The organism is Candidatus Poriferisocius sp., assembly GCF_965208355.1.
Taxonomy (GTDB): domain Bacteria; phylum Actinomycetota; class Acidimicrobiia; order Acidimicrobiales; family Bin134; genus Poriferisocius.
The window spans coordinates 2,427,832-2,449,874 of record NZ_CBDBOM010000003.1; the positions used below are offsets into that span (position 1 = coordinate 2,427,832).

Below are 22,043 nucleotides of genomic sequence, written 5' to 3' on the forward strand. Positions count from 1 at the left end.
GCGTCAACCCGCAACCAGGAAGGGACGCTCCATGGTCCAAGACATCCGAGAAGTGAGCCCCGACGAGCATTGGGAGGCATTCGAAGAACTGTGGACCGGGCTGATTTCGTATCGGTACCTCAACAAGACCACCCCGGCGCTGGACACTGGTTTCGCCGACGACGAGCTGGAGTCGATGCCGCTGCGCCACGACATGCGCAACGCGCATGGCGGAATCATGGCCGCTCCGCTGGCCATCGGCTGTCCCGAACCGAGTTGGAACGACGACTTGGTGGTGCCCGCGCCCGTGGTGTCGTTCACCCAGATCCTCGACGACGCCCGCGGAGTGAACCGCATAGAGGTCTACCGCGAGGTGATCAACTTCGGGCGCCAGATGGGGTTCACCCGATCCAAAGTGGTGGACGCCGCCGACCACTCCCGGGTCATCTCCACCTCTGCGGGCATGGGCGTGAGCCTGGGCGACGTGCCCGACGGCTACGAGGCGGTGGAAAACCCGCTCATCCCGGTGGAGGACTCCCCTGACATGCCCCGGCTGCACGAGGTGTTCGGGGTGGAAAAGGGCGACGACGGCTGGTACCGACTCCCCGAATTGTCCAAGGAGTTCTCCGCTCCCCACGCCGCCCTGCACCTGGGCCCCATCCACATCGTGTTCGACATCACCGCCCACGAGCTGGCCGAGCAGGCCGCGGGCACCGACCACATACAGGTGGAGAACTGGTACGTGATGTTCGTGAAACCGGGACTGATCGGCCCGTTCCGCTGTGAGGGCGAGGCCATCGCCGCCCGCAGCGGTCGCATAAACGTCAACCTCACCCTGTTCGACGAAGGACGCGACAACCGCACCATCACCACCGGATCAGGCGTATTCCGAGTGGTCTGAATCCCCCACCGCAATTGAGAAGCCACCCCCCGGCCAGCCCAGTACCGTGGGGTCAGGCCCGGGTGGCGGAATAGGCAGACGCAGGGGGCTTAAACCCCCCAGCCCCCCAAGGGGGCGTGTGGGTTCGACTCCCACCCCGGGCACTTCATTGCTTTAGCTCATTTCGACAACGCCTCGGATGTTGCGGCCCGCCACCAAGTCGAAGAGGCCGGTATTGACCTCCGCGGAGGACCGACTCGATGGGGCACGAGCCATGATTTGAGAATAGTTCTCATTCTCGTTAGCTTGTCGCAATGCGTTTCACTCATTTCTTCATCGCCCTCCTGATCCTTGCGCTTGTGGCCGCCGGTTGCGGAAACGACGATGGCTCGACCGCTGCCGACACCCCGACGTCCACCGCCTCTACCGCTGCCGCCCAAGTGGACGATCACGACGATGACGACGATCACAACCACGACCACGACGAAGAAGACGATCACGCCCACGACCACGACGATGACGACGATCACGCCCACGACCACGACGATGACGACGATCACGCCCACGACCACGACGATGACGACGACCACGACCACGATGACACCGAAGACGACGATCACGCCCACGACGAAGACGACGATCACGCCCACGACGAAGACGACGATCACGCAGGCCAAGATGGGGAGACGATTCTGGGGCGCCTGCTCGTTGCGGATGCGGTAGAGGCACACCTCTCCGTCATCGACCTCCGCACCGAGGAAATCGACCGTGGAGCCTTCGAGGTCGCTGCGCCCGGCGCGACCGTGCACCCCAGTCCCACTCACCGGTATGCCATCGTCCTGGCACGCGGGCCAGAGGAAGGCGACGACCGCATCCACGTCTTCGACGGCGGCATGTTCCTCGTCCCCCATGACGACCACCACGACCTTGTTGAACGCCCGGTTTCTCGCCACGCGCTTGAGATCGTCGAAGAATGGCCGGTCCACTACGTCAACAGCCGCGGCTGGACCACGATCTTCGCCGACACCAACGGTCACGTGGTCCTGATCAACGAGCAAGATCTCGCCAATTCAGATGGCGACTACGAACCGATCGTGCTCGAGGGCGGAATCCAGCACGGCGCGGCATTGGTCATTGCCGATGACCACGTCATCCTCAGCGTTAACAACCCGGCCTGCACCGTGTTCATCCCATCATGGGACTGCCTGCCGGTGGGCGTTGAGGTGCGCACCTTCGACAACGACGTCGTCTACGACGCGGCCAATGAGTCCTGCCCCGGCCTGCACGGCGAATCGCATAACGCGCACGGCACTGTCTTCGGCTGCCTCGACGGGGTGCTGCTCGTACATTCGCACGACGGGCAGTACGAGCATGAGCTCATTCCCTACCCACCGGTGGAGAGTGGAGAGCTCGCGCTCGGCCTCCTCTACGGACACCCTGACAGCGACAACTTCTTCGCCCCCGCGACCATCTTCATCGACGGCGTGCCTGATCTGGGCGGGGTCTGGATGGTCGACGTGGTCAACGGCGAAATCCGAGAGGTGTTCCCGGAGCCCAGCGCTACCGCAGCTTTCTCAAGCGATGGCGAAGCTTTCTACATGCTCGCCGCTGATGGTGTTCTGCGCATGTTCGACGCCCACGACGGCGAACTGGTCGGGACCCTGCAACTAATCGACCCCTTCGAGATCGTGTTCGGAAGTCCCTCGCCAGCACTTGTCGTCGTCGGCCAGATGATGTACGTCGCCGACCCGAACAGCGGACATGTCCTCGGGGTCCACCTCGAACACATGGAGATCGAGGAGGAGTGGGAAGTCGGCGGCGTGCCGTCGAGCCTGACGTTCGTGGGTGTCGCTGACGCGTAGCAGCACGATTACTTAAGGCCAAGACAAACAGGCGAGGCCCCTACTTCATTGCCCTACCCATTTCGACAACGCCTCGGATGTTGCGGCCGGCCACCAAGTCGGAGAAGCCGGTGTTGATCTCCTCTAGCGGGTAGCGCTGGGTGATGAGCTTCTCCAGCGGCAGCCTCCCGGCCAGATGGAGGTCGATCCATCGCACCACGTCTCGAGCCGGGTCGGGACCCCCGAACGTGGTTCCAACTATCGATTTTTGGGCCAACAGCAGGTTCGGGGAAATGGGGATCGACTCCATGCCGTGCGCCGTGCCTCCCACCTGCACCACCATGCCGCCGGCGCCAAGGCAGGCTATGGCCGTCTCGTAGTGCTCGGACCGGACCTTGTCGGGAGCGAGCAACACCGCATCCACCCCCCACCCGCCGGTGAGCTCGCCCACGGCGTCGGCGACGTCGGCGGCACTGGCATCGACCACGTCGGTGGCCCCATAGCCGGGGGCGAGGGCGAGCTTGTCGGCATTGATATCGACGGCCACGATTCGCTCGGCACCGGCCAGCGCGGCCCCCATCACGGCGGCGGCGCCCACCCCGCCGATGCCCAGCACCATGACCGCATCGCCAGGCTGGACACCAGCGACATTCACCGCCGCGCCCACGCCGGTGGACACCCCGCAGGAAACCAGGGCCGCCACCGCGGGCTCTACCCCATCGGGAATCTTCACCAGGTGGCGCTCAGGCGTGACGGTGTGGCGGGCAAAGCTCCCGAGTCCGATATGGGTCCCCACCGCCGCGCCCGACTGGTCGAACATGCGATAGGTGCCGTCGCGCAACCGCCCCGAAACGTCCATGGCGGTGGGACAGAAGGTCTTGAGGCCGCGCAGGCAGTTCCGACAGGTGCCGCACGGTCCCTTGAACATCTGCACGACGGTGTCGCCCACCTCCAGCGACTGCACCCCTGGCCCGACCTCAACCACGACCCCGGCGCCCTCGTGTCCGCACACGACGGGCGGTTCCACCGGATATGTCCCCTCGATCACGCGGCGGTCGGAACCGCAAATCCCCGCGGCCCCCATCTTCAAGATCACCTCTCCGTCGGCGGGCGGGTGGATCTCAATCGCCTCTATCGACAGCGGCTCTCCCACCGCCCGCAGAACGGCAGCCTCTGTGGTTATCGCCATGTTCACAACCTACGCGGTTGGGGCTCAGCTGGTGATGGAGCCGCCGGCCAGGGGGATGGTTTGGGCAGTCATCCAGGAGGCCTCCTCGGAGGCGAGGTAGGCGCACAGAGCGGCGACGTCTTCGGGGGTGCCCAGCCGGCGGGTGGGAATGGCCCTGGCTAGATGCTCGGTGATGTCGCCCCCGGAGGTGTTGGACATCAGCCCCAAGGCGATGGAGTTCACCGTCACGCCCGTTTGGGCCACCTCCAACGCCACAGAGCGCAGCAATCCGGCCGCGCCGCCCTTGCCAGCCGAGTAGGCCGCTACGCCGATGTTCACGCCCACGGTGCCTGCTCCTGAGACGACGCCGATAACCCGGCCCCAACCCCGCTCGATCATTCCCGGCAACACCGCGTGGGTGCAGTTCAAGACGCCGCCGAGGTTGACAGCGAGGGGCCCGATCCAATCGGCCGGCTCGGTCTCGGCGAAAGGCTTGACCTGCATCATCTCGGCCCCGCCGTTGCCGGCGTTGTTGACCAGGATGTCGATGGGCCGGTCGGCGATGGCCTCCCGCACCGCCTCGCCATCGGTGACGTCGAAGGGCAATGCTTCGGCGGAGTACCCGGCAGCGGCAATGGCGTCGGCTACCTCGGCAGCCCGATCGGCCACGATGTCGTTGACGAAGACGTGGGCCCCCTGGGACGCCAGCGTGCTAGCGACCCCGGCGCCGACGTTCTGGCCCGCGCCGGTGACCAGCGCGGTCTTACCGTTGAGATCGAACATGGATGTGGCTCCCTTCACAGTCCCTCTTCTATCTGGCCCTCTTCTATCTGGCCCTCTTCTAGTTGGCGGCGCAACACCTTGCCGACTTCGCTTCGGGGGATCGCTTCGACCCGCTCGTAGCGCACCGGCACCTTATAGGGCACCAGTGCATCCCGGCAGGCCTGCTCGAGTGCTCGGTCGGCTACCGGCTGGCGCTCGACCACGAACGCCACCGGTACTTGGCCCAGTCGCTCGTCGGGGGCGGCCACCACGGCGGCCTCGCTCACCTGGGGCAATGCGGTGAGCACCTCTTCCACCTCGGTGGGAACCACCTTGTTCCCGCCCCGGTTGATCACGTCGCCTGCCCGACCCTCGATCCACACATAACCGTCGTCGTCGATGCGGGCAAGATCGCCGGTGCCAATGTGGTCGTCGTCGGTGAGCCGCTCGGCCAGCACGGCCCGTCGGGTGTCGTCCCACACCAAGGGGGGACGCACCAACAGCTCCCCCACACCGTTGGCGTCGGGGTTGTCGATGCGGGCGCTGACTCCCGGATGGGGGCGTCCGGCCGCTCCCAGCTTCTCGGGATGCGCTTTGGCGTCGGCCGCAGTCCATCCGATCACCTCACCCATCTCGGCCTGGCCGTATCCGTTGAGCACGATGGCCCCGAATCGGTCGGCAAACCGCCGGGCCTGGAACGGCGACAAGGGAGCGGTGACCGACCGCACATATCTGAGCGGCCCCAGATCGCCCACTTCGGGATCGTCGTTGAGCATGGCCATGGCCGCCGGGGGCAAGATGGTGGAGCGGATCTGGTGGCGGTGGACCAGGGTGGCGAAGTCGCTGGTGGCGAAGCGGTCCATAACCACCAGCTCGGCACCGGCCCGCAGCCCGAACAAGGCGTTGTAGATGCCGGCGTTGAGCGCCATCGACACCGGGATCAGGTTGGGGGTGGGCTTCTTGGCCGGTTGGTCGCCGGGGTCACGCCCGCCCCGCAGGGGTCCCAGCACCCGGTCGATGAGCTCGATGTATCCGTCGTGGGTGTTGAGCACGGGCTTGGGATCTCCGGTGGTGCCCGAGGTCCACAGCACGAAGGCATCCCCCTCGTCGTAGGCCGTGGACTCGGCCTCAACAGAGTGGATGCCGTCGGCGTCAATCATCAGGGCAGGGCGAAGCCTGTCCACCAGCTCGGCCACCGCTCGGGCGGGAAGACGGGGATTGACGGGGACGAACACGGCGTCGGCATGCCAGATGGCCGCCATGGCCAGCACCACATCGGCCCCCCGGGCCAGGTTGACGGCCACCCCCCGGCGGGCGCAGCCCATTGACTCAAGCTGCTGGGCCAGGGAGCGCACCTCGCTGCGGACCTCGCCTGCGCTCCACGATCGTTCGAGGTCATGGAGCAGCGGCTCATCGTCGTTGAAGGGGTGCTCCAGGATCAGATCGGCCAGATTCATCTTCAGGGCCCAACTATCTCGGGACGTCCTGCCACGCCATGTCGTGGAAGGGATCGGGCTCGCGGGGCAGTCCGAGCACCTTCTCGCCGATCACATTCTTGTTGACCTCGGTTGTGCCCCCCTCGATGGTGTTGGCCCGGCTGCGCAGCATGCCCTTGACCACATAGGGCATGTGGGCGGCCCATGCCTCGATGGGGTCGAGCCCGTCGGCCTGCTCTTGGGGGGTCCAAGCCACCGATGCCATGCCCATGAGATCGACGGCGGCCAGCTGAAGCGCCTGGTTGAGCTGGCTTTGGTGGACTTTGCCGATGGACGCGGCTGGTCCGGGAGTCCCACCGGCTTTGACCGCGGCCCGGACCCGCTCATTGGTCCACGTCCTCACCTTCTCCTCGCAATAAAGCCGCATCAGCCGGTCGCGCTCCACTGGGCCGATGCTCACTTGTCGAGCCTGGTTGAGCAGGCTGTCGATCCCCCCGCCGCCGATGCGGTCAACACCTCCTGATCCCGCGCCGGCCACCATCTGACGCTCGCCGGCCAGCGTGGAGGCCGCCACACTCCAGCCGTCGCCCGCAGCGCCCACCCGGTGGAAGTCGGGCACCCGCACCTCTTCGAGCCACACCTCGTTGAAGTCGATCTCGCCGCCGATGTGGCGCAGGGGCCGCACCTCGACACCAGGCGACGACAAGTCGACCAGGAAGTAGGTGATGCCCCGGCGCTTGGCGACGGTGGGATCAGTGCGGGCCAGGCAGATGGCCAACTCGGACTGGTGGGCCCACGTGCTCCACACCTTCTGGCCGGTGAGGATCCACTCGTCGCCGTCGGCTTCGGCCCGCATGGCCAGCGAGGCCAGATCGGATCCCGCACCGGGCTCGCTGAACATCTGGCACCACCGCTCTTGATTGGCCACAAGTGGAGGGAGAAAGCGCATGCGCTGTTCCTCGGTGCCGTGGGCAAACAGCGCCGGGGCCGTGTTGTGCAATCCAAGCGGGTTCAGCCGCCCCAGATTGAGCGGGGCCAGGATCGACTCGGCCACCCGGGCCTTGGCCGGCGGCAGGTCGAGTCCGCAGTATTCGACGGGCCAGGTGGCCACGGCCAGCCCGGAAGCGGCGAATGTGGGATACCAGGCTTCGTATTCGGACCGGGGCCGCACTTCGCGGATGGCCCGCCGCCCGTGGGGTGCGGCGTCGCGCCACGCTTGGGGGACGTACTCGGCCACCCAGGCGGTAACGGCGACCCGAATCTCCTCGTCAGTGCTGGTTGCGTTTATCGGCAACCGCTCGGGAGTCATTCCGCCGACATCGCCTCGAACCGCTCTACCAGCGCATCAAGCGTCTCGGCCGCAGTCATAGCCCCTCCGGGCGGCGTGGGCAGCTTCACCGGCCCATGCTCTCGGCTGGGCAGCAGGATCGTGGCGTGCCCCGGACAGGTGACCTCACCCCTCTGGTTCTCCCCGTAGATGTCGAGGTCCACCGCCGAGGTGCCCTCGTCAGTTCGGTACTTGCAGGTCACCGTGCCCCGCATCCAGTGGGTGTCGCCCACGTAGTTGAAGCGTCGAAACTGCACGTCGAGGGAGGCCAGCCAGGCGTCGTCGCCCATCCAGTCGGTACAAAGGTGTACCAGCCACGTTTCGCGCATCCGGCCGTAGTCGTAGATGGCCGGGTTGCCCGCTCGCCGGGCCCACTCGGGATCCCAGTGAACCCGCTGTTGGACGTCGGGGATGTTGAGATCATCAGGACGGAAGAACCCCGGCACCCGCTGGCGCTGCTGCACACCGAGCCTCAGCGCCTTGACCCCATAGAGGCCCATGCCCATGCCGGTGTGCCACACCACCATGTCGGTGACCCGCATGGGCCCCTTGACCAGCGGCGGCAGCTCGTCGCCCTCCTCGACGTCCTCCCACCAGCGGGGCTCAGCCCCTCTCCGCCGTTCTGACTCAGTACTCACCGCTTCGGTGATCTCGGCGATCTGCTCGTCGGTGTAAGGCTCGATCTCGATGTCGGCGTACTTGCCCTCGCCCTCGTCGGCCTTGCGCTCCACCGCCCCCCGGTCGGTGCGGATCATCAGCCGGTACTGGGCCGAGAGCACTGCACCCTGGGTGGCGAACACCTCGGCGGTCCACTCGTGGACGGTGCGGGCGGCGAATTGGCTGCTCTTGTCGTGAACTCCGACCAGGGCGTTGCGCCGGGTGACCCGCATTCCGGGGCGCAGCGGCGCCCACCACTCCCGATAGCTGCCCGAGTAGTAGGCGTGGGCCCCCTTGAGCGGGTCGCCCTTGAGCAATGCCCTGGTGTCGGGATCGAGCCCCTGGACCTCGTTCTCCCCTATGAGGGTGTCACCGCCGTTCATGTTGGGCGACGCAATCGGCCCTCCCCACACGGTGCCGGCGCCGTAGTCGGGATCACACCACAGCGGGTTGTCGTCGCCATAAGCCTCGGCTACCTGGCGAAATGCATCGGTGTTGGGATCCCGATACCAAGGCGGCTGGGGATGGGGCTGAGCGATCCCTATCCGAGCCCGCAACCGGGCAATGGCCTCGTCGGTAATCGCCCCTGCGTCGGACACGTCTGGGACTGTACCTAACGACCCTCTCGGCCGTGAACAGTCACGGCCACGCGAGCGGCACTGGGGAACAGGGCAGGGGGAACAGAAAGCCGGCATCTGGAATACTGGCAAGGCTGACTGACGCCCTCGTCAAGATAGGCAGACCAGAAGGAACCAATTTCGGGAGAGATCGGCAGATGAATACGAGCAAACGCGTGTTTCAGTTCTTGGCGTTCGCGGTTGTGGCCGCGCTCATTGGTGCTGCCTGCGGCAACGACGATGACGGCAGTGGTGCCGCCAGCGTCGCCCAACCGACACAAACCGTCGAAAGCACCGAAGCGCCACGCGAAACTGCCACCCCGGAAGCGCCGGCAGCCACTGAGGCACCCGCGCCAACGGAGGCGCCAGAGCCCACCCCGGAAGCGCCGGCAGCCACTGAGGCACCCGCGCCAACGGAGGCGCCAGAGCCCACGGCCGCGCCGACACCGACGCCCACCCCGACTCCACCGCCCCCACCGCCGGTGCAGATCCTGGTGACCAATGATGACGGCATCGATTCCGACGGCATCAATCTCGTGGTGGAGGCGCTCATCAGCATCGACAACGTTGAGGTCACCGTGGTTGCTCCGGCCACCAACCAAAGCGGCACATCGAACCGCGTGTCCGATCCCGCACCTACCACGGCCACGGAGACCGCCACCGCGAGCGGCTATCCCGCTTTGGCCGTCGAGGGCACTCCAGCCGACTCGGTCAACTATGCGCTCGACTTCGTGTTCGCCGAGCCTCCCGACCTGGTGGTTTCCGGATCGAACGACGGGCAGAACTTCGGCCCCTTCTCGGAGATCTCCGGCACGGTCGGCGCCGCCCGAACCGCGGCGAGACGGGGAGTTCCCGCGTTTGCCATCAGCCAAGGGGGCGTCACCGTGGACGCCGAACACGAGAGCGGGATCCCCTTCATGGTCGAGTGGCTCAACGAGAATCTGGATGATGTGCTGGCGTTCGAGGGCGACGTGGCCCCAGTGTGGAGCCTCAACACGCCCTCATGCGGGGGCGTTGGCGAGGTGCGGGGCCTGATCCACACCATCATCGCCGCTGAATTCGAACGTGGGGTAGACATGTTCGCGGCCGACTGCTCATCGACGCTAGAGGACTTTGACAACGATGTGGCCGCCTTCTTGAACGGCTATGCCACCATGACATCGATCCCCGAAGAGCTGATCCTCGAGCCGCCGCGTTGATAACCGCCATGGTCCTGGCGGCCAGCTGTGCAGCAGTGTCCATCTTCGGCGATGTCCTAGACGGTCTCCACGAGGGGTTCCAGGGCGTCGGCCATGTCGTGGACGGAGGCGGGGTCGATTGGCGAGAAGGGGTACAAGATGGCGAGGTCGAGGCCGGCCTCTCGGTAGGCGTCAGCTTGGGCCAGGACGTTGTCGATGGGGTCTTCGGCCCGGTAGATGAGATGGGATGACGTGGTGATCTCGGTGGGGTCGCGGCCGATCTCCTCACAGCACTCGGCCAGCCGGGCCTTGACCTCGGCGAATTTGTCCACCTCGCCACCGGGGAAGTTCCAGTGGTCGGACCATCGGGCCACCAGGGGCATGGTCCGGCGGGGACCGGCCCCGCCAATGACGATGGGCGGGGTGGGCTGCTGGGGGCCCTTGGGCTCATTGTGGGCTTCGGTGAGGGTGTAGTAGCGGCCCTGGAAGTTGGTGACCGGCTCGCTGAGCAGCGAGACCACGCACTCCAGGTATTCCTCAAAGCGGTCGAAGCGCTCGGTGAGGGAGCCGAGTTCGATCCCGTAGGCCCTCGACTCCGACTCATTCCACCCGGCGCCCAGGCCGAGATCGAGTCGGCCGTTGGACACAACGTCGAGCGTTGAAGCCATGTCGGCGAACAATCCAGGATTGCGGTAGGGAGCGGCGTTAACCATGGTCCCGATTCGGATGCGGTTTGTGGCCTGGGCCAGCGCGCTCAGCGCCACCCATGCCTCGAGGCACGGGCCCTCCTCGCTGCCATAGATGGGATAGAAGTGGTCGAACAGCCAGGCCGACTCATACCGAGGATCGGCGTCGAGCTCCCTCCACGTCTCCAACATGACCGGCCATTCGATGTTCTGGGGCATGGTCTTGAACCCGAGCCTCATGGATTGCCTCCAACGCTTCTTCGCTTTGGTCCTGTCGTCAATAGAGTGTGCCGGAGCTTCAGAAAGGTCAAACCATGACGAAAGACGCCGCGGCACGAGAGCGCTTGATGACCGGTGAGGCGTGGAACGACTTCTGCGACACCATGAGAGCCGCAGGGCAGGTGGTGGTCGAACGCACCCCCGACGCCAACGAGCAAGATCGGGTGGAGGGGTTCCGCTACCTGACCCGCATGTCGCTGATGGCCTATATGCGCTGTATCGAGAACCTCCCCCCGATGGAGAAGTCGTCGATTTGGATCATCCCCCCACCCATGAAGGGCGGCCAGGGGGTCCAATCGCCCGACCAAGATCACGTGGTGCAGCCCATCGACGCCGCCAAGCGCTACCGGGTAACCGGCCAGCGGGGTTCTGCCCCCTACGTCCATATGTCGGCGTGGACGCCGAAGGTGCCCGATTGGGTCGGAGTGGAATCAGTGGGCGACCGGGCCGTCGCCGTGCTGGAGGAGTTCAATCCGAGCTGGTCGCAGACGCCGTTCACCGCCCTGCTTGACGAGTTCACCGACGGCGCCGGAAACGTCGATTTCATTCTCTCGGTGGACGATCCCGGCGTCGACAACTGGATGGCGGTCGCACCGGAAACCCGGGAGTTGATGATGCGCATTGTCTACGACGACCGTGACTCCCAGTCGGCGCCCCGGCTGATGATCGAGCCGCTTGAGCCCACTCCGGTGATCCACACGCCGGACGCGACCGAAATGTCGAAGCGGCTGGCCATCGCAGCCCAGATGGTGCTGTCGGTGCAGTCTGACTATTCCGACTGGACCGACACGCTGCTAAAGGAAGAGAACCAGTTGCAGCTCACTACCGAGCACTACCTACGAGTGGGCGGATCCCCTGATGACCGTCACTTCGAGTTCGGCTACTGGCGCATTGGCGAGGGCGAGGCGCTGGTGGTGGAGTTCAAGCCGCCGGTGTGCCGCCACTGGAACTTCCAGCTGTGCAACCACTGGATGGAGAACCTGGCCAACTACTTCACTGGGCAGGGCTACGCATCGTCCCAAGACGTCGAGGCCGACGCCGACGGAGTGGTGCGACTCGTGGTGGCGCCCGAGAAGCCGACTACGGGTATCTGGGTGGATACTGCCGGGCGCGACCACGGCGTGATGGGCCTTCGGTTCGTGGAGCACGAGTCCATCCCCGTGATCACCACCAAGCTGGTGCGCTTCGCTGACCTAGGCTGAGCGCCGGTCAGTAGTCAAACACCGAGGGAAGCGCGTCTACGGGGCGGGCCTCGGGGTAGTGCTCGGCGATCATGGCCGCATGGTCGGGATCGTTGTCGATGCGATTGGGATCGAAGCGAGCGTCGATCCCCCGCTCAGCCAGATCGGCGTTGAAGCGGGCGGCGATGTCGTCGCGGCTCAGGGGATTAGAGGCCAGTCGATTCTTGTGGTCGGCGTCGATGTACACGTCGGCCTTCCACAGCACGCTGATACGGACGTCGGCCAGAGGCGTGCGGTAAACCTCCTCGCCGTGGTCGGTTACCACCCACTCCCCATCGGGGCTGCCCGCAGGGGCGAATTGGGCCATCGGGGACACCCGCGGCGTGCCGATGTCGAAGGGACCGATCGAGTTGACCTGGTGGAACATGCCGTGGTTGTCGCCCATCAGCGCGGTGTTGGCCATGTTGCCGACATGCTCTTCGGGCGGTTGGTCGGGCCCGTAGGGCCAGTAGCGGATGCCGCCGCCCTCCACATCGTTGAGCCACCAGATGGCGGTGGCCTGCGGGAACGACATGTCGTCGAACAGGCCCGACCACAGCATGGCCCGCAGCAGCCACATCGGGGTGTTGGTGCGGTCGCGGCCCGCGAAGCGGGGATTGTCGGTGTGGGCCGGACCCGCCTCGGGAATGGCCATCATCTGGTTCACGTACACGCTATGGGGCTCTACGATCTCAGCGCGGTAGTAGGCCTTGGCCGAGTCGATGTAGGCCTGATTGTCCAGAAACACCTCTGACCCCGGCACAGCGAGAGTCTCGTTGACCCAGTCGTCCCGGAACCACAGCGGACGGGTGCGGGCGTGGGGATCAGCCCCCGGGTTGTACCAACCCCCCAGCGGCACGTAAGGGGCCTCTTGAGCCAGCAGCTTGACCACAGCCCCAACATCGTCAATCACATCGGTGAGCAAGATGGGCGGATCGGACACATGCATCGCCCCCGACCGTACCAGAGGACCAGATCACCATTTCAGGCTGCCACAGCCCACAATGGGAAGGATGCGGTCGGTCAGGGCGGTACATTCGATGTGATGTCGTCGCGCAAGCCACATCCACGAGCTGGGCTTGACCGCGATGAGATCGTGGCCGAAGCCGTGCGCATCGTCGAGTCAGAAGGATCTGCGGCACTCACAATGCGCCAATTGAGCGCGAGACTCGGGGTAAACCCGAACACCGTCTACTGGCACGTCGGCAACCGCGAGAGCCTTCTATCCGCGATCGTCGCGCAGAAAGCGGAAGACATTGCCGGCGTCCAACTCAAGGGCACTACACCTCGCGCTCGAGTGGCCGATGGAGTCCATCGAGCGCGGGCGGCCATATTCGAGAGCGCATCGGTTGCCGTCCTCGCATTCGAGATCGGGGCCGAGCACCTCTTGATACGCCCGCTGGCGGTCGCGATTGCATCGGAATTCGAAGCCGCAGGCGTAAACGGTCTCGATGCCGGCCTCGCCACGGTCTCGCTCCTCGCGGTGGTCTCAGGCTTCACCACGGTAGAACTGCGACGCAAAGAGCGAGCAGCCGACGGGCTCGCTCCAGACGCTCTGTCTGACGGTGCGTGGCGGGGGCTGACGGAATTCGATCACCATGACGCCGCTTTCGACCTGGCGATCGAGGCGATTCTCGACGCCGTCCTCCCCGCCAGTTAGCGGCCTGCTCGCGACCTCACGACGACGCAGATGGCCGGGCCGGCCACATAGCCGCCGTCGACCACGGAGCCGCTTCCTCCAACTGCCGTGACACGGCCAAGACCAGGTCTTCGCGACCAAAAGGCGCCGCGACCTGTACGCCGAGGGGCACACCAGCCTCGTCATAGCCCATGGGCACCGACGCCGCCGGCTGCCCGCCGATATTGAACACCGAAGTCTCACTCGCGAGCGTCCCGGCGATCGGCAGCAACTCTTCGACGTTGCTTGTGTCGTACACGCCGAGCTCCGGAAAAACCGTTCTGGTGGTAGGCGACAGGAAGATGTCAAACCGCGAGAAGTAGGTTGCCGTTTTACGGCCGATCAGCTCGGCAGCCTGAAGTCCTCGGATGACATCAGCCCCATCGAATCCAGCCCCGAGGTCGTAGAGGTAGCGCGTGAACGGTTCGATGTCGTCGTCTTGGAGCCCACGGCCAAGCTCTGCGAGCCGGTCGTCGATCATCACCTTGGCCGCGGTGGCCATCAACGCGCCCATGGTGACCATTACGCCGGGCTCCACCGGGAGGTTTGCCACCTCCAAGTGGTGACCGATCCCCTCAAGGCATCCGACTGCCCGCTCGAGGGCTTCAGCACACATCGGGTCGAATGCAGGCCCTTCTATCGAGCGACCGGCAACGCCGATCCGCAGCGGACCTGTCTCCGCCTCGAGCGACGACAGCCAAGTCGCCGTCGGCGAGGAGATCTCATAGGGGTCACCGGGAACCGGCCCTGCCGTCAGGTCGAGTACGTGGGCCGAATCCCGAACGGACCGGGTCAGCACATGATCAATGCCCATCGGATACGACATCATTGTGGGGGCAGGATGTCCCGTCACTCGACCCCTGCTCGGCTTCAACCCAAATAAACCGCAGGCGGCTGACGGCACCCGAATCGACCCGCCACCATCGTTGCCATGCCCGATAGGCACCATGCCCGACGCCACCGCAGCGGCTGTGCCGCCCGACGACCCGCCCGGCGACTTGTTGAGATCGTACGGGTTGTGAGTCGGGCCATAAGCGGCCGGCTCGGTCGTGGCCATCTTGCCCATCTCCGGCATGTTGGTGACGCCGAGAATCACGAACCCTGCGGCCCGATAACGCTTGGCCAACTCACTGTCCTCGTCAGGAATATGGCCTGCCATGAGTTTCGAACCCCATGTCTCAGGAACGCCAGCAAGTCGCACTCGACAGTCCTTCACCACAAACGGGACGCCAGCGAACGGCGCATCCCGATCCATGTTGCGGGCGCTGTTCAGCGCAACATCGAAACACGTAGCAATCACCGCGTTGATCTCTGGATTTCGCTCCTCGATCCGTCCAATCGCATCCTCCGCCAATTCAACCGGGTCCGCAGCCCCGCTTCTGACGGCCGCCGCAATCTCCGTGGCATCAGCTGAATCAAGCAGAGCCCCAATATCTGTCGTCACCGAACCCATCCGATCTCTAGCGAACACCTATTGTACACTGTTCAACAGACGATAGCAGGGACGCCTTCCCTGCTCAAACCGATGGCGAGGCGGCTGACGAGGATTCCCACCAATCATTTACTGTGTTCAACATCAACCGGCGTGTCGGTGGATTGGAGTCGTCGAGCTGTCGGTCGAGTTGAGGAGTCCCGGATGCCGCGACGAGTCGGCAGGAAGCGATCACGCCTTGAGATGACGGGGGATTGTGTCGATCCCTCCGAGACCAGTGCCCTCAGCGACCAGATCTTGGCCGCAGAAGCCGAGCGCCAGGCTGAACTGGCCGCAGAATCGGTAATCCTCGACGATGAGGAGCTTCCCGGCGTGGGCGCCAAAGAAATCTCCCTGCGAGAGGCCATCTCAATCGGTGGCGTGTCCACCATCGTCTTGCTGGGAGCCCTCGACGCCACCGACGCCCTCGGCATCAGCGCCATGGGGCTACTCGGCCCCGACATCCAGAAGTCGCTGGGGGTCAGCGACGCCGTGCTGGGCACCATCACCGCCGGAGGCAATGTCTTCATCGTGGCCGGCGGCCTGCTGCTGTCCCGGATAGCCGACAACAGCAATCGGGCGAGATTGGTGGCCTTGGCCACCATCTTCTGGTCGGCCATGACCCTGCTGCTCGGGTTCGTGCAAACCGCCTTCTGGTTCTTCGTCGTCAACTGCGCCATCGCGTTCGGACGATCGCAAACCCACCCGGTGCAGGGCGCCATCATGGCCGACAGCTATCCCGTCGAGGCCCGAGCCCGGGTGTATGCCGCCAAAGATGTGGCCGGACGTTCAGGGGCATTCATCGCTCCGCTGGCCGTGGGCGGGCTGGTCTCTCTGATCGGCGGGGACGACGCCTGGCGCTGGGGGTTTATAGCCGCGTCGATTCCCACGCTGATCGTCGGCGCGGCCATCTTCTTCCTGACCGACCCGCCCCGGGGACAGTTCGAGCAGCGCGCCACCATCGGCGAGGCGCTCACCGATATGAAGCCGGGACCCATCTCGCTCGGCGCCGCCTTCCAGCGGCTCTTCAAGGTGCGGACGATGAAGTGGGCGTTGATGGCCGCGGTAGCCCTCGGCTTCAGCCTGATTTCCGACGGGCTATTCCTCAATCTCTACCTCGACGAGCGCTTCGACCTCGACCCGTTCGAGCGGGCCCTGGCCAACAGCACCCCCGGGGTGATCGCCCTGTTCATGATCCCGTTCGTGGCCAAGTGGTACGACGGCTTCTACCGCCGTACCCCGCCGCAGGCCATGGCCTTGCTGGGATCGCTCTTCTTCCCCATGGCGTTCTTCACCGTGCTTCAGCTGCAAATGCCCTCACCGGCGACCTTCGCGGTGATGGCCGGGCTCAAGGCGCTGTTCGCGGCCCCGGCCCTCTCACTGCTGGGACCGACCCTGGCCCACATCAACCCCTACCGCATGCGGGCGCTGGGCTCGGCCATCGGGGTCTCGCTGGTGTTCGGGGTGGGCGGTCTCGGCGGGGCCATCCTGATGGGACTCATCTCCGATGCCACTTCGCCCCGCACTGCCCTATTGGCCGTTGTTCCTGGAGCGATGATCATCGGCGGTCTGTTAACCATCAACGGCTCCCGACACATTCGGGCCGACCTCACCCTGGTGGTGGAGGAGATTCGGGAGGAGAAGGCCGAACGAGATCGGATGAAGGCTGATCCCAACGACATCCCGGTGCTTCAGCTCCACAACATCGATTTCTCCTACGGCCCGGTGCAGGTCCTGTTCGACGTCGACCTCGAAGTTGCCCGGGGTGAGACCCTGGCCCTGCTCGGCACCAACGGCGCGGGCAAGTCCACCGCCCTGCGGGTTGCCGCCGGTCTGGGCATTCCCTCCCGGGGGGTGGTGCGGCTCAACGGCCGCAATGTGACCTTGGCGTCACCAGAGCAGCGGGTAAGAGAGGGAATCTTCTTGCTGCCGGGAGGACAAGGGGTGTTCCCTCACTTGTCAGTGCGAGAGAATCTCGAGACGTCGGCAGCGATCATCCGCAGTGATGCCGACGCCAAGCCTGACATCGCCGGGAGGCTCGATCGGGCATTCGAGCTGTTTCCGGTGCTCGGCCAGCGGCCCAAGACGCTGGCCCACGACCTCAGCGGCGGGCAGAAGCAGATGCTGGCACTGGCCCGGGTGATTATGCACGACCCGGAAGTGCTCATCATCGACGAGCTCTCCCTTGGCCTTGCTCCCGTGGTCGTTCAAGACCTGCTGACCGTGGTCGGGCGTCTCCGCGACGCCGGCCAGACCATGATCATCGTGGAGCAGTCGCTCAATGTCGCCCTGACATTGGCCGATCGTGCGATATTCATGGAGAAGGGCCACGTGCGGTTCACCGGGTCGGCCCAGGATCTGTTGGAGCGCGACGACTTGGCCCGCGCCGTGTTCTTGGGCCGCGACGCATCCACCGATCGGCAATCCGATGAGGACGACAGCTGATGCTGGCCTTCTCGCTCACCAGCCAGATCGTGTATTTCGGGTTGATCGACGGCTTGCTAGTCGGCTTGCTGGCCTTGGGCGTCGTGCTGATCTACCGGGCCAGCGGGGTCATCAACTTCGCGGTGGGTTCGCTCGGGGTTCTGTCGGCCAGCCTGCTCGCCCTGCTGGTGCTCACCTACGACTGGCCCTTCTGGCCCGCGGCGATCGTTGCGGTGATAGCGGGCGGCCTCGTCGCCGCCGCCCTGGAGCTCACCGTGATCACCCGGTTGTTCCGTGCCCCGAGGGTCATCCTCCTGGTGGCCACCATCGGAATCGCTCAGCTCTGCGAACTGCTCCAAGTGGCGCTGCCCGGCATTGAGACGTCGATGGCCGCAAGGTACCCGGTGGCGATCTCCGGCCGGTGGGAGATCCTCGGACTTCGGGTGCGAGGTCCCGAGTTGATCGTGATCATCGTCGTCCCCGTCCTCACCGTGGCCCTGACCTACTACCTCCAGCGCACCGCACAAGGACGGGCGATTCGGGCCGCGGCCTCCAACCCCGACCTGGCCCGGCTCTCCGCCATCAGCCCCAAGATCATTTCGACCATCACCTGGATAATCGCCGGCCTGCTGGCCGCGGTGGCGTTGATCTTGGTGGCGGGCATCAACGGCCAGGCCAGCGGATTCCGGTCGCTGGGGCCAGCCACCCTGGTCCAGGTACTGGCCGCGGCCCTGATCGGGCGGCTTCGCAACTTCCCGATGGCGATGATCGCCGGAATGGCCCTCGGCTTGCTCCGTTCGCTGCTGGTATTCAACTGGCCGACCACCGCGGGGCTCTACGACGGATCGCTCTTCCTGATCGTCATAGCCACCACACTGGTGGTCAGCCGGCGGCTCGCTGGTAGCGACGAGTCATTTTCGTTCGTGCCCACCACCCGCCCGCTTCCCCACGCGGTGGCCCGCCTCTGGTGGGTCCGCCACTCGTCTCGCATCGGCATTGGACTGCTCATTGCCGCCGCGGCGATCCTCCCCTTCCTGATCACCCTGGCCTCGCGCCAACTCCTGTTCAGCGAGGTGCTGCTCTTCGCCCTGATCGGGATCTCGTTGGTGGTGCTCTCCGGGTGGACCGGTCAAATCTCACTGGGGCAGGCCGCGCTGGCCGGTATCGGGGGACTGACCACCGCGGCGTTGGTGGCCGGGCGCGATATCGGGGTCGGCATCGGCGGGGAGTGGTTCACTCTTGCCCTGCCCGATATCCACTTCCTGTTGGCCTTGCTGGTGGGTGCGGCGGCAACTGGTGCCGTCGCCGTGATCATCGGGTTGGGCGCGCTGCGGATTCGAGGCTTTCACCTGGCTATCGCCACATTGGCGTTGGCGTTGTTGGGACAGCAATTTCTCTGGCGGCGGCCATTCCTCTCCGGCGGTTCCTACACTGTCTCGCTACCCCGAGCCTCGGGGCCTGTCGATCTGGCCGACCAGCGCAACTACTACTACTTCTCGCTGATTGCCCTGGCGGTGGTGATCGTCTTGGTGGCCAGGATGCGGGCCACCGGGGTGGGGCGCCGATGGCTGGCGGTGCGAGACAACAGCACCGCCGCCTCCGCGTACACAATCTCGCCCTCCCGGGCGGGGATCCAGGCGTTCGTGGTGTCCGGGGTGATCGCCGGATTCGGCGGCGGGCTGCTGGCCGGGCTGTACGTCTCCGTAGGGCTAACCGAGCGATTCCAGCTCCAAGACTCCATCGAGGTTGTCGCCATCGCAGTGATCGGCGGGGCCGGCACCGTGGTCGGGCCGATTTTGGGCGCCCTGTGGATCGTGGGCCTTCCCGCAGTCTGGCCCGCCAACGACTTGGTGCCACTTCTCACGTCCTCCATCGGGCTGCTGGTTCTGTTGATGTACTTTCCCGGCGGATTCGCCCAGGTGATGCTCTCCGGGCGCGACCGCTTCCTGGCCTGGTATGCGGACCGTCTTCCCGAACCCGAGCCACCTAAGAAACGCGAGGTGGCCAGCGTGGTGTCCCGATCGGGGGTCGTCTCTGCCGCCTCCGGACCAGTGCTGGTTGCCGAGGAAGTGACGGTGATTTTCGGAGGTTTGACAGCAGTTGACAACGCCTCCATCCGAGTCCAGGCCGGAGAGGTGGTGGGACTCATCGGCACCAACGGAGCAGGCAAGACCACACTGATGAACGCCATCAGCGGATTCGTCCCGAGCTCCGGTCGAATCCAGCTCGAAGGCCGTCCCATCGAGAAGCTGGCCGCCGATCGGCGAGCTGCGCTCGGATTGGGCCGGGCGTTTCAGCAGTCGCGGCTGTTCCCCGACCTGACCGTGCTTGAGACCCTGGCGGTGGCGGCAGAATCCCGCCAGCGAACTTCGTTTGCCGCTGCGGTCGGCCACCTGCCCAATGGCTATCGCCGCGACCGCGCCCAGCGAGCCCACGCCCAAGACATCGTCGACTTCCTCGGCCTCGGCCCCTACGCCGACAGGTTTACCTCCGAGCTTTCCACCGGCACCCGTCGCATCGTCGAACTCGGCTGCCTCTTGGCTTTGGAGGCCCGGGTGCTGTGCCTCGACGAGCCGACCGGAGGGGTGGCTCAGCGCGAGGTTGAGGCGTTCGCTCCCTTGCTGTTGTCGATCAAAGACCAACTCGGCGCGGCCATGCTGGTGATCGAACACGACATGCCCATGATCATGCAGATCAGCGACCGGATCTGCTGTCTGGAAGCAGGCCGCGTGATCGCGGCAGGCTCGCCTGCCGAGGTCCGCACCAATCCTGCGGTCATCGCCTCCTACCTCGGAACCGACGAGCGGGCCATCCGCCGGTCGGGGGCAGCTGCCACAGACAAGGACGCTTTCTCCCCAATGCCGACTACTGTTCTCAACGAGGGGGAATCATGAAAAGGCTGCTCATATTTCTTGCAGTTTTTGCCCTACTCGCTGCCGCCTGCGGAGGGGGTGACTCCGGTGATGAGGGTGGAGCCGCACCCGACGCGCCACCCCCGACCCAAGCGGCCGAAGCCCCCGTACCAGAAGTTGCCGGCGCACCCGAAGACGCCGACACCAGCGATGGCGACGACGCCCCGGAAACCATGGGAGACGACACAGAGGACGAAGCGCCCGAAGACACGGCCAGCCCGCAACTCTCGGACGACGCCGTGGCAGACGAAGAAGCGGCGGCTATATCCGACCCCATCTTCCAGCCGACCTGCCGGGGGGAAGGCGAGCTCAGCGCCACCGCCACCGGAGTAACCGCGGACACCATCAAAATCGGTGCCCCCCAGATCGACTACGCGGGATTGAGCAATCTGGGCCTGGTTCAGCTCGACCGAGGCGACAACGAGGTCATCATGCAAGCCCTGGCCGACGAACTCAACCAAAACGGAGGGATCTGTGGCCGCATGTTGGAGACGGTGACCTACAAGTTCCTTCCTTTCGGTACCGACACCTCGCTGGCCGGCTGTGTCTACTTCACCGAGGACGAGGAAGTCTTCGCAGTCTTGGGCAGTTTCACCAGGGTGGCGGCCGGAAACATCTGTGTGACCGAGACCTACGGCACTGCGCTCATCGGCGCCCCTTTCACCGCCGAAGATCGGGCCCGGGCCAATGCTCCTTGGGTGAATTTGGGTATCGCCTCCGACCGGATCCTGGAGGTGTTTGTGACCGCGTTGGACAGGGCTGGCCTGCTCACCGATCTCGGAAATGTGGCCGTACACTCCGGCGCCGGACGCGCCGAGTTGGTCGACAACGTGCTGGTCCCGGCCCTTGAAGCCGCTGGAGTGGAGATCGCCGAGCGGACCGTGATCGATGTGCCAGCCGGCGACACCCAAGCCGGGGCGGCGGTGTGGCGGACGTTCATAGAGATCTACCGGAACGCCGATATCAACACCGTCTTCATCGATGGCGACAACGTCTTCGGGGTAGAACAGCTCATTCAGGGCGGCCTCGATGTCAAGCTGTTCAACGCTGAACGCGACACGTTCACCTTCGGGTTGCGAGACTCCAGTGACCCTGGCTACTTCGAGGCTTACACACTCGGCTCGCCGTACACCGGCGATGAGACTAATCAGCGGATGGATGACTGCATGGACGCCTTCGAGCGCCAAACGGGAATTGAGGTAGTCCCCAGTTCGCTGGTGCCGGAAGACGAGACCGACTGGTTTGTCCCGGTTCGCGGCTTCTGCCAGGTATTCGACCTCTTCGTGCAACTAACGGCCGCGGCCGGCCCCAACCTCACCAACGAGACCTTGCAGGCGGCGATTGACAGCTTCGGACCCATCGAACTGCCCAACGAGGCGTTCGCCTCGCTCGGCGCCGGCAAGAACGACGCCCGAGACGGCGTTGTTCTCATGAAATGGGATCCTGAAGCGGGCGATGACGACAGTGGTGACTTCGTCGTCATCTCCGACCTGATCGACACCGGGGGCTGAATGATGGACCATTGGCC

The 22,043-nt window shown here is 65.2% G+C and carries 16 protein-coding genes and 1 tRNA gene; 9 read left to right on the plus strand and 8 right to left on the minus strand.

What is annotated here, in order from left to right:
* Positions 1–31: 31 nt before the first annotated feature.
* From ACOGXH_RS12670 to ACOGXH_RS12680, 3 genes are all read left to right on the plus strand, one after another.
* Positions 32–880: a hypothetical protein gene (locus tag ACOGXH_RS12670; protein ID WP_419929452.1), complete on the plus strand. Its 849-nt coding sequence runs from the start codon at positions 32–34 to the stop codon at positions 878–880.
* Between the two features lie 56 nt (positions 881–936).
* A tRNA-Leu gene (locus ACOGXH_RS12675) sits at positions 937–1,023 on the plus strand.
* A 150-nt stretch (positions 1,024–1,173) separates the two neighbouring features.
* Positions 1,174–2,721, plus strand: coding sequence for a hypothetical protein (locus ACOGXH_RS12680; RefSeq protein WP_419929453.1), 1,548 nt, complete (start codon positions 1,174–1,176; stop codon positions 2,719–2,721).
* A 40-nt stretch (positions 2,722–2,761) separates the two neighbouring features.
* On the opposite strand, the gene ACOGXH_RS12685 is transcribed toward ACOGXH_RS12680, so the two are convergent.
* Genes ACOGXH_RS12685 through ACOGXH_RS12705 form a run of 5 tightly spaced genes read right to left on the minus strand, consistent with a single transcriptional unit; the run spans position 2,762 to position 8,649 of the window.
* Positions 2,762–3,889, minus strand: a complete 1,128-nt coding sequence (locus tag ACOGXH_RS12685) for an alcohol dehydrogenase catalytic domain-containing protein (RefSeq protein WP_419929454.1) — start codon at positions 3,887–3,889, stop codon at positions 2,762–2,764.
* 24 nt (positions 3,890–3,913) lie between these two features.
* On the minus strand, positions 3,914–4,669 hold the full coding sequence (locus ACOGXH_RS12690; RefSeq protein WP_419929455.1) for an SDR family NAD(P)-dependent oxidoreductase: 756 nt from the start codon (positions 4,667–4,669) through the stop codon (positions 3,914–3,916).
* The gene (locus tag ACOGXH_RS12695) at positions 4,666–6,087 is read right to left on the minus strand and encodes a class I adenylate-forming enzyme family protein (protein ID WP_419929456.1); all 1,422 of its coding nucleotides are present in this window, start codon (positions 6,085–6,087) and stop codon (positions 4,666–4,668) included. Before ACOGXH_RS12695 ends, ACOGXH_RS12690 begins: the two co-directional genes overlap by 4 nt.
* A gap of 13 nt (positions 6,088–6,100) precedes the next feature.
* Positions 6,101–7,375, minus strand: coding sequence for an acyl-CoA dehydrogenase family protein (locus tag ACOGXH_RS12700; protein WP_419929457.1), 1,275 nt, complete (start codon positions 7,373–7,375; stop codon positions 6,101–6,103).
* A complete protein-coding gene (locus tag ACOGXH_RS12705; RefSeq protein ID WP_419929458.1) occupies positions 7,372–8,649 on the minus strand; it encodes a hypothetical protein in 1,278 nt (425 codons plus the stop codon). Before ACOGXH_RS12705 ends, ACOGXH_RS12700 begins: the two co-directional genes overlap by 4 nt.
* Before the next feature lie 194 nt (positions 8,650–8,843).
* Between ACOGXH_RS12705 and ACOGXH_RS12710 the strand changes: the two genes are divergently transcribed.
* Complete coding sequence (locus ACOGXH_RS12710) at positions 8,844–9,866, plus strand: 5'/3'-nucleotidase SurE (protein WP_419929459.1); 1,023 nt, start codon at positions 8,844–8,846, stop codon at positions 9,864–9,866.
* A gap of 56 nt (positions 9,867–9,922) precedes the next feature.
* On the opposite strand, the gene ACOGXH_RS12715 is transcribed toward ACOGXH_RS12710, so the two are convergent.
* Positions 9,923–10,771 (minus strand): LLM class F420-dependent oxidoreductase, encoded by an 849-nt coding sequence (locus ACOGXH_RS12715; RefSeq protein ID WP_419929460.1) that lies wholly within the window; start codon positions 10,769–10,771, stop codon positions 9,923–9,925.
* Positions 10,772–10,845: 74 nt separating this feature from the next.
* Here ACOGXH_RS12715 and ACOGXH_RS12720 point away from each other — a divergent pair, with 74 nt between their 5' ends.
* Complete coding sequence (locus ACOGXH_RS12720; RefSeq protein WP_419929461.1) at positions 10,846–12,012, plus strand: hypothetical protein; 1,167 nt, start codon at positions 10,846–10,848, stop codon at positions 12,010–12,012.
* 7 nt (positions 12,013–12,019) lie between these two features.
* On the opposite strand, the gene ACOGXH_RS12725 is transcribed toward ACOGXH_RS12720, so the two are convergent.
* A complete protein-coding gene (locus tag ACOGXH_RS12725) occupies positions 12,020–12,979 on the minus strand; it encodes a hypothetical protein (RefSeq protein WP_419929462.1) in 960 nt (319 codons plus the stop codon).
* Positions 12,980–13,075: 96 nt separating this feature from the next.
* On the opposite strand from ACOGXH_RS12725, the gene ACOGXH_RS12730 reads away from it, so the two are divergent.
* Complete coding sequence (locus ACOGXH_RS12730) at positions 13,076–13,690, plus strand: TetR/AcrR family transcriptional regulator (protein WP_419929463.1); 615 nt, start codon at positions 13,076–13,078, stop codon at positions 13,688–13,690.
* Between the two features lie 16 nt (positions 13,691–13,706).
* Here ACOGXH_RS12730 and ACOGXH_RS12735 read toward each other — a convergent pair whose 3' ends face one another.
* Positions 13,707–15,152, minus strand: a complete 1,446-nt coding sequence (locus ACOGXH_RS12735) for an amidase (protein ID WP_419929464.1) — start codon at positions 15,150–15,152, stop codon at positions 13,707–13,709.
* 231 nt (positions 15,153–15,383) lie between these two features.
* Between ACOGXH_RS12735 and ACOGXH_RS12740 the strand changes: the two genes are divergently transcribed.
* Genes ACOGXH_RS12740 through ACOGXH_RS12750 form a run of 3 tightly spaced genes read left to right on the plus strand, consistent with a single transcriptional unit; the run spans position 15,384 to position 22,026 of the window.
* Positions 15,384–17,624, plus strand: coding sequence for an ATP-binding protein (locus ACOGXH_RS12740; protein WP_419929465.1), 2,241 nt, complete (start codon positions 15,384–15,386; stop codon positions 17,622–17,624).
* Positions 17,624–20,497 (plus strand): ABC transporter permease subunit, encoded by a 2,874-nt coding sequence (locus tag ACOGXH_RS12745; protein WP_419929466.1) that lies wholly within the window; start codon positions 17,624–17,626, stop codon positions 20,495–20,497. The genes ACOGXH_RS12740 and ACOGXH_RS12745 overlap by 1 nt, the downstream gene beginning before the upstream one ends.
* Positions 20,494–22,026, plus strand: coding sequence for a hypothetical protein (locus ACOGXH_RS12750; RefSeq protein ID WP_419929467.1), 1,533 nt, complete (start codon positions 20,494–20,496; stop codon positions 22,024–22,026). The genes ACOGXH_RS12745 and ACOGXH_RS12750 overlap by 4 nt, the downstream gene beginning before the upstream one ends.
* The last annotated feature ends 17 nt before the right edge of the window (positions 22,027–22,043 follow it).

What these genes read in the sequence shown, in the direction of transcription:
- ACOGXH_RS12670 (WP_419929452.1), top strand. Translation starts at nt 32, where the DNA reads ATGGTCCAAGACATCCGAGAAGTGAGCCCCGACGAGCATTGGGAGGCA.
- ACOGXH_RS12680 (WP_419929453.1), top strand. Translation starts at nt 1,174, where the DNA reads ATGCGTTTCACTCATTTCTTCATCGCCCTCCTGATCCTTGCGCTTGTG.
- ACOGXH_RS12685 (WP_419929454.1), bottom strand. Translation starts at nt 3,889, where the DNA reads ATGGCGATAACCACAGAGGCTGCCGTTCTGCGGGCGGTGGGAGAGCCG.
- ACOGXH_RS12695 (WP_419929456.1), bottom strand. Translation starts at nt 6,087, where the DNA reads ATGAATCTGGCCGATCTGATCCTGGAGCACCCCTTCAACGACGATGAG.
- ACOGXH_RS12700 (WP_419929457.1), bottom strand. Translation starts at nt 7,375, where the DNA reads ATGACTCCCGAGCGGTTGCCGATAAACGCAACCAGCACTGACGAGGAG.
- ACOGXH_RS12715 (WP_419929460.1), bottom strand. Translation starts at nt 10,771, where the DNA reads ATGAGGCTCGGGTTCAAGACCATGCCCCAGAACATCGAATGGCCGGTC.
- ACOGXH_RS12720 (WP_419929461.1), top strand. Translation starts at nt 10,846, where the DNA reads ATGACGAAAGACGCCGCGGCACGAGAGCGCTTGATGACCGGTGAGGCG.
- ACOGXH_RS12725 (WP_419929462.1), bottom strand. Translation starts at nt 12,979, where the DNA reads ATGCATGTGTCCGATCCGCCCATCTTGCTCACCGATGTGATTGACGAT.
- ACOGXH_RS12730 (WP_419929463.1), top strand. Translation starts at nt 13,076, where the DNA reads ATGTCGTCGCGCAAGCCACATCCACGAGCTGGGCTTGACCGCGATGAG.
- ACOGXH_RS12740 (WP_419929465.1), top strand. Translation starts at nt 15,384, where the DNA reads ATGACGGGGGATTGTGTCGATCCCTCCGAGACCAGTGCCCTCAGCGAC.
- ACOGXH_RS12745 (WP_419929466.1), top strand. Translation starts at nt 17,624, where the DNA reads ATGCTGGCCTTCTCGCTCACCAGCCAGATCGTGTATTTCGGGTTGATC.
- ACOGXH_RS12750 (WP_419929467.1), top strand. Translation starts at nt 20,494, where the DNA reads ATGAAAAGGCTGCTCATATTTCTTGCAGTTTTTGCCCTACTCGCTGCC.